A 15,612-nucleotide genomic window follows, 5' to 3' on the forward strand; every position below is an offset into this window, starting at 1 on the left:
ATTACTACGATGAAAAAATATTATAAAATAACAACGCTATTACTTGCACTGGTATTCAGCTTGGCAAGTTGTAAGAAAACTTACCTGGACATTAATGAAAATCCAAATTCAGCTACCTCATCTACGCCACAATTGGTATTGCCCGCACTGTTAAATAACATGTCGAGCAATTTTATGAACTATTTTAACTATGGCGGAAGAATTGTAGGTTACATGGCCAATGCAGGAGGTGTATCTTTTGTAGGAAATACAACGATCACCTATAATTTTGATAGTGGTAGTAATACCGGCTTATTTGCAGCTGCCTTTTCAGATTTGCGTAGCATCCAATATTTAATTAACAGCACTTCCGGAGCTCCGCAATATGCACTATACAATGGCGTTGCCAGAATCTTAAAGTCTTATTATTATCAACGTTTGGTAGATGAATATGGAGATGTTCCTTATTCTGAAGCATTAACTGGAGCTGATAATGTAACGCCTAAATACGATAGTCAAACGGCTATTTATCAATCATTGGTAACTGAAATTGACGCCGCTATCGCTGTTTTGAAAGCAAATGCATCTTCGTCTACTGTTACCAAATTAACCGTTAATGGTGCTGATATTGTATTTGCTGGTAACGTTACGAAATGGATTCAATTTGCTAATAATATTAAATTAAGAATTTTAACGAGAGCGCAATCTGGTCCTTTATCGGGTTTCGTAAATACTGCTTTCGGAACATTTTCATCAGAAGGTTTCTTATTAGAAGATGTTTTAATTCAGCCAGGTTATGTGAGTACAAGTGCCCGTCAAAATCCGGTTTGGGATTCTTATCAATCATCTTATACAGGTACAATAACCGGTACTTCCTACATCCCAACTACCTGGATGTATTCATTTTATAATGGAACAAAATTAACTGATGCGGGTAGAGGTGCATTAACTTACAGGTTATTTGCGGCAGGCACTACACCTAGAGGCCAGCTTGGCGCACCAAATAATCCAAACTCTGGCGGACCAAACTGGTATGTTGGAACCGGAACAGGTTTGAATTCGACCGAGGCAGCAGGTTTGCTTAAAAGTAGAGTAATGGGATTGTGTATTTTTCCTGCTTCGGAAACTTACTTCCTACTGGCTGAAGCTGCATTAAACGGACGTAGCTTGCCAGGTACTGCGTTGGCTAATTTTGAAAATGGTATTAAAGCATCTTATAATTATTTAGCTAAAACAGGAACATCAACAGCATCGCAATCTGCTACAGTATTGGATAATTATTTGAATGCTTATAAAACGGCTAACACAACCAATGCAAACACTAATTACCTGGTAAATTATAACCTTGCTACTACGAATGCTCAGAGACTTGAAGCGATCATTACTCAAAAATATATTGCACTTAACTTTATAGAAGGTTACGAAGCGTGGCAAGAATACAAACGTACTGGTTATCCAAGAATATCTGGAACAGCAGCAGCTACAACGTTTGTTTCCATAGAATCAGTTGCACCAACACCTGATCGCTTGCCGGTAAGAAATTTATATCCTACTACTGAGTATAACTTAAATCCTAACGTTCCTCCAGTATCTGGAATTAACATTTTTACAACAAAAGTATTTTGGGATAATAATTAATAGTTAAATAAAACAAAGATGAAAATTCAATCGAAACTATATACCGCAATATTAGCATTTGGTATTTGTCTGTTTACCTCATGCGCAAAAGAAGAAAATATTTTTACCGATGATGGAAATGGTGGTGAAAGTGCACTTGTAGAACTAGGAGACTTGCCTCCGACAAGAACTGCTGGTATTCCAACTGTTACATACACTACAGTAACAAAATCATTTGATGCTGCTGCAGAGGTTGATGTGCCTATTACGGTTAATTATACCGGAGTTAATGGGGCGCCATCTGATGTAACCATTCAATTAGGAATATTCAATGATGCCGTAACATCGATGAGTACTACAGCGGCACCTTTAACCATATTGCCAACATCACTGTATACTATACCAAATAACACCTTGATTATTCCAAAAGGACAAAAGAAAGCAACAATGATTGTAAAAGTTAGAGCTTCGGCTTTCAATTTTGCATTAACTTATGCTTTGGGTATTAAAATCCTTTCGAGTTCTGCAGGTATTGTAAGTGGTAACTTTGGTACAGGAGTATTCATTATGTCTGCGAAAAACCAATGGGATGGTATTTATCAAGTGGTTTCGGGTCAGGTAACACGTTTTACAGCAGTGGGCGTAGTAGAAAATCCAAGTACTTTAAATGGTTCACTCGCTGGAAACCCTAATATTAATTTAGTTACAACAGGCGCCAATACAGTTGAAGTACAGAACATGAGGTGGTTTGGTGGTTCATCTAGTGTAGCTGGTATTGATAATACGAGGGCTACCATTAATACAACCACAAATGCAATAACCATGAACGCTTTAGGAAATGCAACACTTGCCAATAGGGCAGGGTTAGTAAATGCTTACGATCCCGCTACCAGGACATTCACGCTTAATTTCGATTGGAACCAAACTACAGCGCCAAGACAAATGAATTTGGTTTTGAAATACATTGGTCCAAGACCGTAAAATTGCTCAACTATTTTCAGCAACCAGCCGAACAGCTGGTTGCTGAATTGATCTTGTTCAGCTAGAAGTAAAAGCGTTTTCTTTCACTTTTCCAGCTAGTGAATTCAGATCGAAAAGAAACTTCCTAAAATTAGGTAGTTAAATGATTCTTTTGAAAAGAGGTCTGGCTGGATAGCAGATCTCTTTTCACTTTTAAAGAATTATTATGGCGCCAACCTGCTTTTTACCCAGCTACCTTTTACCAATTCAAAATTTATTCTGTCGTGTAAACGGCTTCTTCGGCCTTGCCAAAACTCAATTCTGGTTGGTTTTACAATATAACCGCCCCAATGTGCAGGTTTAGCTATTGCCTTTCCATCACTTTTATTTTTTAATTCTTCAAATTTTTCTTCCAAAAAAGCTCTGTTCGGAATAATCTGGCTTTGAGGAGATGCTACCGCTCCAATCTGACTGGCAGCCGGACGTGTAACGAAATATTCTTCAGAAGTTTCTTTATCTAATTTTTCTACAGTTCCTTCAATTCTCACTTGCCTTTCCAGATCAGGCCAGAAGAAAACCAGAGCAGCGTAAGGGTTGCGTTTCAATTCTTTTCCTTTGGCACTTAGATAATTAGTAAAAAATCTGAAGCCATCTTCATCAACGCCCTTTAACAATACAATACGGGCATCAGGTCTACCGGCTTTATCAGCAGTTGCCAAAGTCATTACATTTGGTTCATAAACCTGTGCTTCCACAGCATGATCAAACCATTTTTTAAATTGAGTAATAGGATTGTTATCTACGTCAGATTCGTCTAACGTGGCGCTTTTATAATCTTGGCGCAGGTTTTGTAGAAATTCGTTTGTAACTTGCATTTAACAAAAATAGGCATCTTTTATGGTGCTACAAACGATTATCGTCATGCTAAACAATATAAAACCAAAAACCGGTCGATTATTAATTTCAGAACCTTTTATGGCTGACCCTAACTTTAAGCGCTCTGTAGTTTTATTAACAGAACATGGAGCTGATGGAACTGTAGGTTATATTCTGAATCAGGTTGGAAATTTATTATTGAAAGATGTTATTCAAGATTTATGGGATGCAAACAATCATATCTATTTTGGAGGTCCAGTTGCAGCAGATACTTTACATTTTATTCATCGTGCTTACGATAAACTACAAAGTGGAGAAGAAATTGGCAATGGCATTTATTGGGGTGGAAATTTTGAAACGTTAAAAATTCTAATCAATTCAAATGCCATTCAGGAAGATGAGATAAAATTTTTTATGGGGTATTCTGGTTGGGATGATGGGCAATTGACCCGAGAACTAGAGCAAAACGCATGGATGGTCGGCGACATTTCGCACCCCGATTTAATTTTTAATAATGATGATGAAAAACTTTGGAGAGATGTTGTTGTAAACCTGGGTCCGAAGTATGCGCATGTAAGCAATTTTCCTACAGACCCAAGTTTAAATTAAATTTAAATAACGATTATTTATGGCTCATAGTCATTGATTTTTTTCAAAACCCCATTAACTATTAAAATAGAATCTTCTAGTACACTAATTTTTCCTGACTCTTTACAATCCGCATTATAGTCAGCATCATTTCGTCTTACACGAAGTGTTTCTATATTTTTACCAATTTCAAAAAGTTCAGGATGATCTGATTCTACTAAAGAATTTATAAGAAAACTATGAATTTTGTTTCTATTGTCGTTCAAATCTTTCGTTTTAACGATAGATTGGTTTATGCAAAAAATCTTTGCTCTTCCAAAGACGGCATAATAAGCTCTCGATATACCTGATCTACAAGATTCTTCAGTGCCAGAAGATTTAAGATTTTCAGCAACAATTAAATATTTTATCCAATCAAATGCCATTATAAAACTCGTTCATCTATAACAATTAATTTTCTTAGTTCTTTGTTACGAGTGAAAAGGTTTTTCAATAAATTTCTATACACAATTCTTTCAGGAACATACTTTTTTTCTTCAAAGAAAGAAATGAATTTTTTTGAAGGGATATAAAAAGTCATTCTAAATTTTAATTCTTCACAGTCATCTAAAAAAATTCTTTCAAGTTTTACTTGATGAAGTTTACTTTCTTGTTCAAAAATATCTAAACTATATTTTATAAAAGATCTAAATTCATCGTTTTTTGAAAATAGTTTCATCGATTCGCAATCTATAGAAGATATTTTCGATATTAATAAATGAACTTCATTAAATGAATTCATGTAAAAACTGGTTGTTATATTTTTGTTACAACCCCTAGATGAAAAATTATGAAAACTATCATAATTATTTCCACTTTGAAACTTAATTTTTATCTCCATATTTTTCTTTCAATTTAACATTTAAAGATTCTATGAACACTCTACAAATTAAATCATGAGCTTCTTTTAACCATTCAGATAAAACTTCCTTATTGTACGCAAATTCCTCATTACCAGTAACTATCAATTCTAGTGCTATAGCATTGGAGTCTTCACTTTCTGATTCTAAGCTTTCAATATTCATTCTAACCATCATTCCATCAGTTTCAAAATGAACTTTAGATAAAAAACCATTTAACTTGTAATTAATATTTTTCGGAAAACTCAAAGAAAAAGTAAAATTATCTTCCATTGCTTCGTCAGTTGGAATTTCGATTATATTAAAATATTTTAAGCTATAGCTTATAATATTTTGGTTTTTGTTTACTTGAATAAATTGTTCGAGTTTTTCTAATATACTGTCTTTGAGAGATAACCAATTAATATTAGGAGCAATTTTATTAAAGACTATGAAATCTTTTGTCAATTGAATTATGCTTCCATCACTATTTGAAAATCTAGATAATGGTGCAGTAATCTTTCTACGTGCACCGTCTTTCGTTTCAACCCAATATTCGAAGTTTGATACCTCGCTTTTTTCTGGAAAGTCAGATTCAATTTTTGAATAAAATAGCCCAGGTAATGTAGGGTCATATTCTTTTGATTCATCTTTAAAAGCTACCTCAAATAAAGCCTCAACTAAAGGCGATTTTTCTAAATTCATTTTGGTTTTTGATGTTTGCCAAAGTTATACTTTTTATAAAGCTAAACAATAGCAATATTGTTTGATCTAAGTAACTAAAAATATATTGATTGTGAAGTTATTAATCAAATATTTAGTTGCTTGAATATATTTAAAGTTAAATTTCCTCAGCACTTTCCTCAACTTTTCTTCGCAGCTCATCTTTATAAGCCTGCATTTTTACAGTCAAAGATTCATCAGCCGTAGCCAAAATTTGAGCAGCTAACAAACCTGCATTTTTGGCTGCATTTAAAGCTACCGTTGCTACCGGAATACCATTTGGCATCTGCAGGATGGATAAAATACTATCCCAGCCATCAATAGAATTAGAAGATTTTACGGGAACGCCAATTACCGGTAATGTGGTAATCGAAGCAACCATTCCCGGTAAGTGTGCAGCACCACCAGCACCAGCAATAATTACTTTTAAACCTCTTGCTTGTGCTTCTTTCGCATAGTTAAACATGCGTTCGGGTGTTCTGTGGGCAGAAACAACCGTAATTTCGTAGTCAACTCCAAATTCTTTTAAAACGTCAGCAGCATCTTGCATTACGGGCAAATCAGATTTGCTGCCCATTATTATACCTACTTTAGCACTCATTTTATATCCTAATCTTTAGTTCTTTTATCTTTATTCCTTATTCTTTGCTCTTTTTTCTGCTAAGCAATAACCTTCAATGTTTTTTGAACGTATCTTGCTTTTTCAATAGCTTTTTCTCGGTCGATATCAACAATGGTTACATGACCCATTTTGCGGAAAGGTTTGGTATATTTTTTACCATAAAGATGTACGAACACACCATCAATGGCTAAAATCTTTTCGAGATTTTCATACTTAGCTACCCCTTCAGAACCCTTTTCACCAAGCAAATTGATCATAATTGCATTGGTGATGCTGGTGGTATCGCCCAATGGCAAATTATAAATAGAACGTAAATGTTGTTCGAACTGAGAAACATAATTACCCTCAATAGTTTGGTGACCGCTGTTATGTGGGCGAGGTGCCACCTCATTCACTAAAATTTCGCCATCCCTGCAAACAAACATTTCAACAGCTAAAATTCCTGTGATATTCATAGATGAAGCGATGTTCTTCGCGATGTTTTCTGCTTTCTGCTGTAAACTTTCTGCATAAGTAGATGGAGAAATCAAGAACTCAACCAGATTTGCCTCCGGGTTAAATTCCATTTCGACCATCGGGAAAGTTTTCATGTCTCCATTCGAGTTACGGGCAACAATTACGGCCACTTCTTTTTCAAAATCGACCAGTTTTTCGATAATACAAGGCGCATCAAAGGCTTTATCTAAATCGGCAGCAGTATTAATTTTCATTACACCTTTACCATCATAGCCATCTTTTCTGAGTTTCAAAATATAGGGAAAAGGAATATGGCTGTTTTCCATATCTTCCTTCGTGTTTACGATTTGAAAAGGAGAGGTCGGAATATCATTTTCTTTAAAAAATTGCTTTTGCACGCCTTTATCCTGGATTAAACGAATCACCCTCGATTGTGGAAAAACCTGTTTGCCTTCTTTTTCCAGCTGCTCTAAAGCTTCGATATTAACCTTTTCTATTTCAATCGTAATAATGTCGGCCTTTTTTCCGAAGTTATAAACGGTATCAAAATCTGTTATCGAACCGTTCTCGAAATAATTTGCAATGTGTTTACAAGGTGCATCAGGGTCAGGGTCCAAAACTAACGAGTTTACATTATAATTAATCGCTTGTTGAATGAGCATTCGGCCTAATTGTCCGCCACCTAAAATCCCTAGTTTTAATTCGCTAATCTGTTTTGCCATCAATGAGATAGATTTTTAAGATGCAAAAATAGCAAAAAGAACAAGGATAAAGGCACAATCGTTAATTTGTATCACTTAAATTTCGAAGCGCAAAGGCATTGCAATTTTTAAAATTCGGTCCCGCTTTCCGTTTTAATCTTTTTGCAATTGCCAGTCTGAGCTTATCGAAGACCTGCAACAAAAAGTATTCCACTACAATCAGGGCTATTATGAAACTAACACTACTATAAACCTAAAACTTATAACTTTGCTACATGAATGCTGATGCAATAATTATTGGTGCGGGTGCTTGCGGATTGATGTGTGCAGTACAAGCTGGCTATTTGGGTAAAAAGGTAATTGTACTCGAAAAAAATGAAAAACCCGGAGCAAAGATTTTGATTTCTGGTGGCGGCCGCTGCAATTACACCAATCAATTTGCTTCAGCAGAACAATTTATATCAGCAAATCCACATTTCATTAAATCATCTTTTACACAATGGACGGTTGACGACACCATTGTTTTTTTTGAAACTTATGGTATTCAAGGGAAGGAAAAAACGTTAGGACAATTATTTCCGGATGATAAAAATGCTAAGGATGTAGTGCAGGTTTTCACTTCAATTTGCGAAGATTTCGGTCAGGAAATTCGTTGCAACGCCGATGTTAAAGACATTGAGATATTACCAAATGGCTTTCAGGTTAGTTATGAAAAGAATGGAAAAAAAAATGTTTTAACGGCTGAAAAACTTGTTGTCGCAACTGGCGGATTACCTATTCCGAAAATGGGTGCAACAGATTTTGCCTTACGCTTTGCCCGCAAACAAAATTTAAAAATTGTAGAAACAGCGCCGGCTTTAGTTCCGCTTACCATTACCGGAAAAGACGAAGAATGGTTTGCGCAACTGTCAGGCAATTCAGTTTTTTGCGAAGTGAGCAATGATGAAATTTCTTTCGAAGAAAATATTCTATTTACACATTGGGGGTTAAGCGGTCCAGCCATTTTACAAATCTCTTCATTCTGGAGAAGGGGTGAGGTGGTTAATCTTAATTTATTGCCACATCAGAATATTGTTTCGCTCTTGGATGATGAACGAAAAACCAATGGCAAAACATTGTTATCAACTTTGTTGAATAGATTTTATACCAAGAAATTTACTGATGCATTAGGTAAGTTTTTACCTTCAAGCAAGCCTGTTGCATCACTAACAAGTGTTGAAATACAGTTAATAGCACAAACCATACACGAATTCAAGGTAAAACCTGCCGGCGATAAAGGCTACGATAAAGCTGAAGTAATGCGTGGCGGTATCGATACCAACGAAATCTCATCCAAAACTCTGGAATGTAAGAAAATTCCAGGTTTGTTTTTTGGCGGAGAATGTCTGGATGTTACGGGCTGGTTAGGTGGCTATAATTTTCAATGGGCCTGGGCAAGCGGATTTGTAATTGCTCAGAATATATAGGTTTATCTTTACAATCACTTCGTTCCGAGGAATTACGGCCACTTTAAAAAATGAAACATTCCGTGAATTCTGTGTTTCTGTGGCAAACTATAAATAAACATTCGGCATAATTTCCCAAGCCCAAGGCTTTTTGAACGTTTTAAAGGTCCTTAGTTGAGAAAAGTATAACACTTCACTCGTTTTGCGATTGGCCACGTCTCTACGGTGTAAATTGCCAACGGTTGTAAACAGTTCACGGGTTTTAAAATCATAAACACGTTCAGTCATGTCGCCTGTATTTTGGTTGAAATATAGGTTAATGGCACTGGTTAAAAACCAATCTTTATTTTCAAACTTGAAAGTATAACCCATTTCCCAGCGCCATTCGGCACCGCCCTGAAACCGCAAATACAATTGCTGGTCTTTAATTCCGATTTGGTTTAGTGGGTCACCAAGTTTTCCACCTTCTTCAGAACGTAAAATGAAATCATTGTTTTGGGTTGATAACCGATAACTTCCAGTGACTTTATCCTTAAAGTAAATGGCCAGAATACGTGGCTTCTGCGTTTCTTTAATAATTTCAGAATTGTTGTCTCCATAGGTTCTGGCTTCATCCGTAATTTTATCCGATTCGTAAATTACCGCTACATCATCACGTCCGTCACCGTTCAAATCGCCAGTCGTAGTTTCAATTACTGTCCAGTTATTTGGGGTAAGTTGTTCAACAGAACTACCTGAAGGCTTTACTTTAGGGAATAAAAACGTTTTTTGTGCAAAACCCACCTGCACAAAGAGCATCAGCATAAAGAAGTTAAAGATTTTCATTTAGATAAAAATGGTGTGATGTATTTGTAAAACGTTTGGATTTAGGTTTTAGTTTATCTAGCATCTCATTCATAGGTACGAAGAATCTCATGACATAGCAAATTGCTGAAATACATTACCAATAAACTAATAGGCGACTTAAGGTTGAGCTAATCCGTTACAGATTCTTCGCTGTGCCAAGATTGACACCAATGCTGGAAATGACTGCCGGACATTAATAAGCTTAGAAGTCTTAAAATTCCCTTACTTTTGCAGAAAAATAATTCTTTTGAAAACGGAAATCTTCGCCATTACGCCACCATTTACCCAACTGAATACTCCTTATCCAGCCACGGCATACATCAAAGGTTTTTTGAATACCAAAAATATTTCTTCAACACAGGCTGATTTAGGCATTGAAGTGATTTTAGAATTATTCTCCAAAAAAGGTTTAACCGATTTATTTGAGGTTAATAATCAGAAGCCTAAAAGCGATAATACAAAGCGCATTTTAGCTTTGAAAGATGAGTACTTAAAAACAATTGATGCCGTAATCGCATTTCTGCAGGGCAAAAATCCAACTTTGGCACTGCAAATTTGTGGAGATGATTTTTTACCGCAAGCATCTCGCTTTGCGCAACTAGAAGAGTTGGATTGGGCTTTCGGCGCCATGGGAACGCAAGATAAAGCCAAACATTTGGCCACACTTTATCTCGAAGATATTTCCGATTATATTGTAGAATGCATCGATGAAAATTTCGGTTTTAGTCGGTATGCAGAGCGCTTGGGCCGAAGCGCAAACTCTTTCGATGAACTTTATACTGCTTTACAACAACAGCCGACCTACATCGATAAAATCCTAATTTCAATCTTGCAGGATAAAATAGCAACAGTTCAGCCGAAACTATTTTTGATTTCTGTGCCTTTTCCTGGGAATTTATACAGCGCTTTCCGGTGTGCGCAATGGTTAAAGGCAAATCACCCGGAAATAAAAATATCAATGGGTGGCGGTTTTCCAAATACCGAATTGCGTTCGCTTTCTGATAAACGGGTTTTCGAGTTTTTCGATTTTATCACCCTGGATGATGGCGAATTACCAATTGAATTATTGATTCAAAACATTAGCGGAACGGTACCAAAAGAGATGCAAATGTACAAACGTACTTTTTTGCTCGAAAATGAAGAAGTGGTCTATAAAAACGATTCGTTTAGAAAAGATTACAAACAAGCTGATGTGGGTACTCCTGATTATTCTGGTTTACTTTTGGATCAATATATTTCTGTAATCGAAATTGTAAACCCCATGCACCGGATGTGGAGCGATGGGCGCTGGAATAAACTGACAATGGCACACGGCTGTTACTGGGGGAAATGTACTTTTTGCGATATCTCGCTAGATTATATTAAAGTTTATGAGCCCGTTCAGGCGAAGCAAATTGTAGATCGGATTGAAGATTTATATACCAAAACTGGTCAGAATGGTTTTCACTTCGTAGATGAAGCCGCTCCACCCGCTTTAATGAGAGAAGTAGCGTTGGAGATCCTTCGCAGGAAGTTGGCGGTTACCTGGTGGACCAATATTCGTTTCGAAAAAAGCTTTACTGCTGATTTATGTTTGTTGCTTAAAGCTTCTGGCTGTATAGCCGTTTCTGGTGGTTTAGAAGTGGCATCCGATCGGCTATTGAAATTAATTGATAAAGGCGTAACGGTGGAGCAGGTGGCAAAAGTTACCCGAAATTTTACTGCTGCAGGCATCATGGTTCATGCTTATTTGATGTATGGCTACCCAACACAGACTATTCAAGAAACAGTTGATAGTTTGGAAATGGTTCGTCAGTTGTTTGAAGCAGGAATTTTACAATCTGGTTTCTGGCATCAGTTCGCCATGACGGCTCATAGTCCGGTGGGCATGTATCCTGAAAAATTTGGGGTAGTTAAAGAAACAGAAGCCATTGGAACGTTCGCTAATAACGATATTAATTACATCGACAAAACGGGCATCGACCATAATAAATTTAGCTACGGGTTGAAAAAATCGTTATTCAATTTTATGCATGGAATATGTTTTGATTATGAACTGCAAGACTGGTTCGATTTTAAAATTCCAAGAACAAAAATTGCAGCTGATTTTATTGAAAAAGCTTTAAATGATGATCATAATTTCAATACTAAACCGACCGCTAAAGTAGTGTGGATAGGAGGAAAACCATCAACAGAATTTTTCACTAAATCGAAAAAAGGAAACACCTGGGAAATGGCTTCCTTAACTTTTCATGATAAAAAAGAAAGCTTTACCATTCAAACCAATAAAATTGAAGGTGAATGGTTGGCATCTATTTTAGAAAAAATCCATATATCCAATGAAAAGGTTTTTTCTTTCGCTGAAGTTAAAACAGATTTTGAAGCAGAAATGGAAAACTTCGAATTGTTCTGGTATTCGAAACCGGTAAATACCCTGAGGGGATTTGGGTTGTTGGTACTTTAACCATATTCAGAAGATATTGTCACGTTGAGCTTGTCGAAACGCCCTTACATTAATTGTTAAATGTCCTTCGACAAGCTCAGGATGACATTTCGCGTAATACAAATTCAAAACAAAGATTATTACAGGATAATTAGTTAAATAAGGAACGTAAGAAAATATAAGATTCTGTGCTTACATAAACTTACATTCCTTACATACTGAAAATTCAATTAATCACAATGTGGAACAGTAAATGTCCAGGTTTCTGATTCTCCATTTGGAATAATATAACCAGTTCCTTTTGCACTTTCAAACCACAATTTGCCGCGAAGTTTCTCCCGTGTTCCTACTTCATTCATCGTTGCGCTATCATACAAACGGCCATTAATCATTACATATTTAATTTTCTCTGAATTGCGAATATCATCTAAAGGATTTGCATCCATGATTACTAAATCAGCCAATTTTCCAGCCTCCAAAGAACCGATTTCTTTATCCATGCCTAAATAATGTGCACCATTTAAAGTTGCATTTCTAATGGCTTGTAGTGGCGAAAAACCACCTTGAACAAACATCCAAAGTTCCCAGTGTGCACCTAAACCCTGAATTTGTCCGTGAGCACCAAGATTTACTTTTGTTCCTCCATCAGCAATCTGTTTGGTTGCTTTTGCAATATCAATATGGTTGTAATCGCTGTATTCAGAAGTGGTTCTACGTCTTGCTCTCGAATCAATAATCGAACGTGGTGTGTAAGTCATCAACTTTTCATTTTCCCAAACATTCGTTCTGTCATACCAATAATTTTCGCCCCACTGACCACCATAAGCCACAATTAAAGTAGGGGTATAACCAACAGTAGTATTGTTCCAAAGCGTAGTTACGTCTTTATAAACCGGTAAAACCGGGATACTATGTTCAATTCCGGTGTGGCCATCGGCAACCATATTCATGTTATGGAAAAACGTTGAACCGCCCTCAGGTACAACTTCCATTTTTAACTGACGGGCAGCCTCTAAAATTTGCTGGCGTTGTTCTCTACGAGGTTGGTTATACGATTTCACGGAAAATGCGCCAACAGCTTTTAGGCGTTTTAGGTTTGCCAAAGCATCATCTAAACTGTTAATCACTACTTTAAAATCGCCATCGGCTCCATATAAAATACCGCCAGTTGAATAAACTCTAGGGCCAACCATACGCCCGGCTTTTAACATTTCGCTTTGGCTGAAAACCATTTCTGTATTGCTTGATGGATCATGAGAAGTGGTCACACCAAAAGCCAGATTTGCCAAATAACTCCAATCGTTTTGTGGCGAAATTCCATCGGGGCTGGTGCGCAAATGCGCATGAACATCAACAATTCCCGGCATAATGGTTTTGCCATGTACATCAATCACTTTTGCGTTCGCAGGAATAGATACTGCATCAACTTTGCCAATTGAGGTAATTTTATTGCCATCTGTTAAAATTGTTCCGTTTTCGATCACTTCATCGCCCTTCATCGAAATAATTCTGGCACCTTTCAGCGCAACAATTCCTGTTGGCACATCGCTTTTTAAAGTTAAATTGATATCAACGGAAGAGGCCTGAGTTTTAGGTTTAGAACCATCAAAATTGAATGCACTGTTTACATCAATGGTGAAATATTTTGGGCCTAAAGTCCAATGTAGGTTTTTACTGTCTGTACTCCATTGCATATAAGTTCCACCATCCGTAGTTACTTTTGCAACAGGAATGGCTTTATTTCCAGCCGAAGCATCTTGAGCCGCACCTATATTTATCATTGGCGTGATGTACACGTTAAAAAGCTCATTAAAAGCTAACCATTTATTATCCGGACTAACTGCAAACTGATTGGCATATTGAGAAGTAAAATGCGTTCTCTCATTGGCACCATTTAAATCAATACTTTTTAGAGCTTTCTTGCCATCGGCATAACTTTGAAAATAGATTCGGGTATCGCTATTATTGAATGATGGCTTTATTCCGTTATCTGATACCAATGTTTTTGAACCGCCATTGGCAGCCATTATGAAAATGCCCGTTCCGCGGCCATAATTATATCCTAAAACATCATTTCCACTTCCTTTTCTAAAAACGATTTTATCGCCTTTGGTAGAATATTGCGGTGAATAATAAAATCCTTTTTCATCACTTAAAGTTATGGTTTTGCCCGATTTTAAATCCGCTCTTTTAATCGACCCACGAAGTTCATCGCTCCAGTTAACGTAAACTACAAATCTTCCATCCGGACTAAAAGCAGGCTCAAACTCAAAATCCAAACCATTGGTTAGGCGCTCAGGTGTGCCGTTTGGCAATTCCTGTTTATAAAGATATCCGGCAGCATTGAATACAATTGTTTTGCCATCTGGCGATGTAGTTAACTGCCTTAACATTTTGGCAGAGAAATCATTATTAAAAACCTGTTGTTCGAAATGTAAGGCTTGCTGAACGGTTTGAACAGTATTTGCCTGGAAGGGAATGGTCGAAGTAATCAACGATCCAAGTTCTGTTTTCCTGATTTTTCCTTTTGCATAAAACACCAAACTTTTGCTGTCAGGAGTCCAGGCGAAGTTTGGATAAACGCCAAAGATGGCCCAGGTTTCTTGCTGATCGTGAGATAAATCTTCGTTAACAGGCCACTCCTCACCAGTTTTAATGTTTTGAACGTATAATGTAGATTTCAATCTGACACGCTTTACAAAAGCAATTAAATTTCCATCAGGAGATACCTGAGGTCTGCAGGCGCCACCTTGCTCATTAATTAATGTTATCAATTTTCCTGTCGTTAGATCCAGTTGGCGAATGGCGTAAATTGTGCCGTTCGGATCTTTACTATATTCGAAATTTGGTCCAGGCGTAACATCCTCACTAAAATAAACAAATCGGCCATCTGGCGAAACATTCGGTTCTCCGGCATCTTGCTGATCGTTTTTACGTTTGGTTAGCTGTACGCCGTCGCCACCATTAATGTTGTACATCCACATTTCACCAGCACCTAAAGACCGGCCAGCTGTAAAATGTTTACGTGCTACAATATATTCGCTGTTTGGCATCCATGTCGCGTTGTTCAACAACCTAAAACTTTCTTTAGTAGCTTGTTTTTTGCCTGAACCATCACGATTCATGATCCAGATATTATCGCCGCCACTTTTATCACTGGTGTAAGAAATGTATTTCCCATTCGGACTAAATCTTGGTTGCACATCGTAAGCGATTCCACCACTAATCAGCTTTGCTTGTCCGCCGGCGATTGGCATTGTGTAAATATCACCCAATAAGTCAAATGCAATTTCCTGTCCGTCCGGACTTACGTCGAGATTCATCCAGGTACCTTCATCGGTATTTAAAGTGAAGTTTTTGGTTGTACCCTGATATTTCTCTACATCCCATTTTTTTTCCTGGGCATTTGTGGTAAGAAATAAAAGTGTAAGCGCAGACAGGTAGTAGAGTTGCTTCATTTAAAAGTTGATTAATTGTGGCGCAATTTAGTAATATAACA

13 protein-coding genes are annotated in these 15,612 nt (G+C 36.9%); 5 read left to right on the top strand and 8 right to left on the bottom strand.

Going from position 1 to position 15,612, the window contains the following annotated elements; translation table 11 throughout:
- Positions 1-9 precede the first annotated feature (9 nt).
- Positions 10-1,617 (top strand): SusD/RagB family nutrient-binding outer membrane lipoprotein, encoded by a 1,608-nt coding sequence (locus tag EA772_RS17455; RefSeq protein WP_124914311.1) that lies wholly within the window; start codon positions 10-12, stop codon positions 1,615-1,617.
- Between the two features lie 18 nt (positions 1,618-1,635).
- Entirely contained in the window at positions 1,636-2,577 is a 942-nt protein-coding gene (locus EA772_RS17460) for a DUF1735 domain-containing protein (RefSeq protein ID WP_124914312.1), read from the top strand.
- 203 nt (positions 2,578-2,780) lie between these two features.
- Here the strand turns inward: EA772_RS17460 and pdxH are convergent, their stop codons facing one another.
- The gene (pdxH, locus tag EA772_RS17465; protein WP_124914313.1) at positions 2,781-3,431 is read right to left on the bottom strand and encodes a pyridoxamine 5'-phosphate oxidase; all 651 of its coding nucleotides are present in this window, start codon (positions 3,429-3,431) and stop codon (positions 2,781-2,783) included.
- Between the two features lie 46 nt (positions 3,432-3,477).
- On the opposite strand from pdxH, the gene EA772_RS17470 reads away from it, so the two are divergent.
- Entirely contained in the window at positions 3,478-4,041 is a 564-nt protein-coding gene (locus EA772_RS17470; RefSeq protein WP_124914314.1) for a YqgE/AlgH family protein, read from the top strand.
- 17 nt (positions 4,042-4,058) lie between these two features.
- On the opposite strand, the gene EA772_RS17475 is transcribed toward EA772_RS17470, so the two are convergent.
- The 5 genes from EA772_RS17475 to EA772_RS17495 all read right to left on the bottom strand — a co-directional run bounded on the left by EA772_RS17475 (position 4,059) and on the right by EA772_RS17495 (position 7,421).
- The gene (locus EA772_RS17475) at positions 4,059-4,445 is read right to left on the bottom strand and encodes a hypothetical protein (RefSeq protein WP_124914315.1); all 387 of its coding nucleotides are present in this window, start codon (positions 4,443-4,445) and stop codon (positions 4,059-4,061) included.
- A complete protein-coding gene (locus EA772_RS17480) occupies positions 4,445-4,900 on the bottom strand; it encodes a hypothetical protein (RefSeq protein ID WP_124914316.1) in 456 nt (151 codons plus the stop codon). The genes EA772_RS17475 and EA772_RS17480 overlap by 1 nt, the downstream gene beginning before the upstream one ends.
- Positions 4,884-5,603, bottom strand: coding sequence for a TIGR04255 family protein (locus EA772_RS17485; protein ID WP_124914317.1), 720 nt, complete (start codon positions 5,601-5,603; stop codon positions 4,884-4,886). Before EA772_RS17485 ends, EA772_RS17480 begins: the two co-directional genes overlap by 17 nt.
- A gap of 136 nt (positions 5,604-5,739) precedes the next feature.
- Entirely contained in the window at positions 5,740-6,222 is a 483-nt protein-coding gene (gene purE / locus EA772_RS17490; protein WP_124914318.1) for a 5-(carboxyamino)imidazole ribonucleotide mutase, read from the bottom strand.
- Positions 6,223-6,281: 59 nt separating this feature from the next.
- Positions 6,282-7,421, bottom strand: coding sequence for a 5-(carboxyamino)imidazole ribonucleotide synthase (locus EA772_RS17495; protein ID WP_124914319.1), 1,140 nt, complete (start codon positions 7,419-7,421; stop codon positions 6,282-6,284).
- Positions 7,422-7,675: 254 nt separating this feature from the next.
- On the opposite strand from EA772_RS17495, the gene EA772_RS17500 reads away from it, so the two are divergent.
- Positions 7,676-8,866 (top strand): NAD(P)/FAD-dependent oxidoreductase, encoded by a 1,191-nt coding sequence (locus EA772_RS17500; protein WP_124914320.1) that lies wholly within the window; start codon positions 7,676-7,678, stop codon positions 8,864-8,866.
- A gap of 87 nt (positions 8,867-8,953) precedes the next feature.
- Here EA772_RS17500 and EA772_RS17505 read toward each other — a convergent pair whose 3' ends face one another.
- Positions 8,954-9,670, bottom strand: coding sequence for an FG-GAP repeat protein (locus EA772_RS17505; RefSeq protein ID WP_124914321.1), 717 nt, complete (start codon positions 9,668-9,670; stop codon positions 8,954-8,956).
- A gap of 268 nt (positions 9,671-9,938) precedes the next feature.
- On the opposite strand from EA772_RS17505, the gene EA772_RS17510 reads away from it, so the two are divergent.
- Positions 9,939-12,134: a radical SAM protein gene (locus tag EA772_RS17510; protein ID WP_124914322.1), complete on the top strand. Its 2,196-nt coding sequence runs from the start codon at positions 9,939-9,941 to the stop codon at positions 12,132-12,134.
- Between the two features lie 209 nt (positions 12,135-12,343).
- Here the strand turns inward: EA772_RS17510 and EA772_RS17515 are convergent, their stop codons facing one another.
- Positions 12,344-15,571 carry an amidohydrolase family protein gene (locus EA772_RS17515; protein WP_168187593.1) on the bottom strand — a complete coding sequence of 1,076 codons (3,228 nt, stop codon included), beginning with the start codon at positions 15,569-15,571 and terminating at the stop codon, positions 12,344-12,346.
- Positions 15,572-15,612: the final 41 nt, after the last annotated feature.

The sequence above is a fragment of the Pedobacter sp. G11 genome, assembly GCF_003860265.1.
In the GTDB taxonomy this organism is placed as follows: Bacteria; Bacteroidota; Bacteroidia; order Sphingobacteriales; family Sphingobacteriaceae; genus Pedobacter; species Pedobacter agri.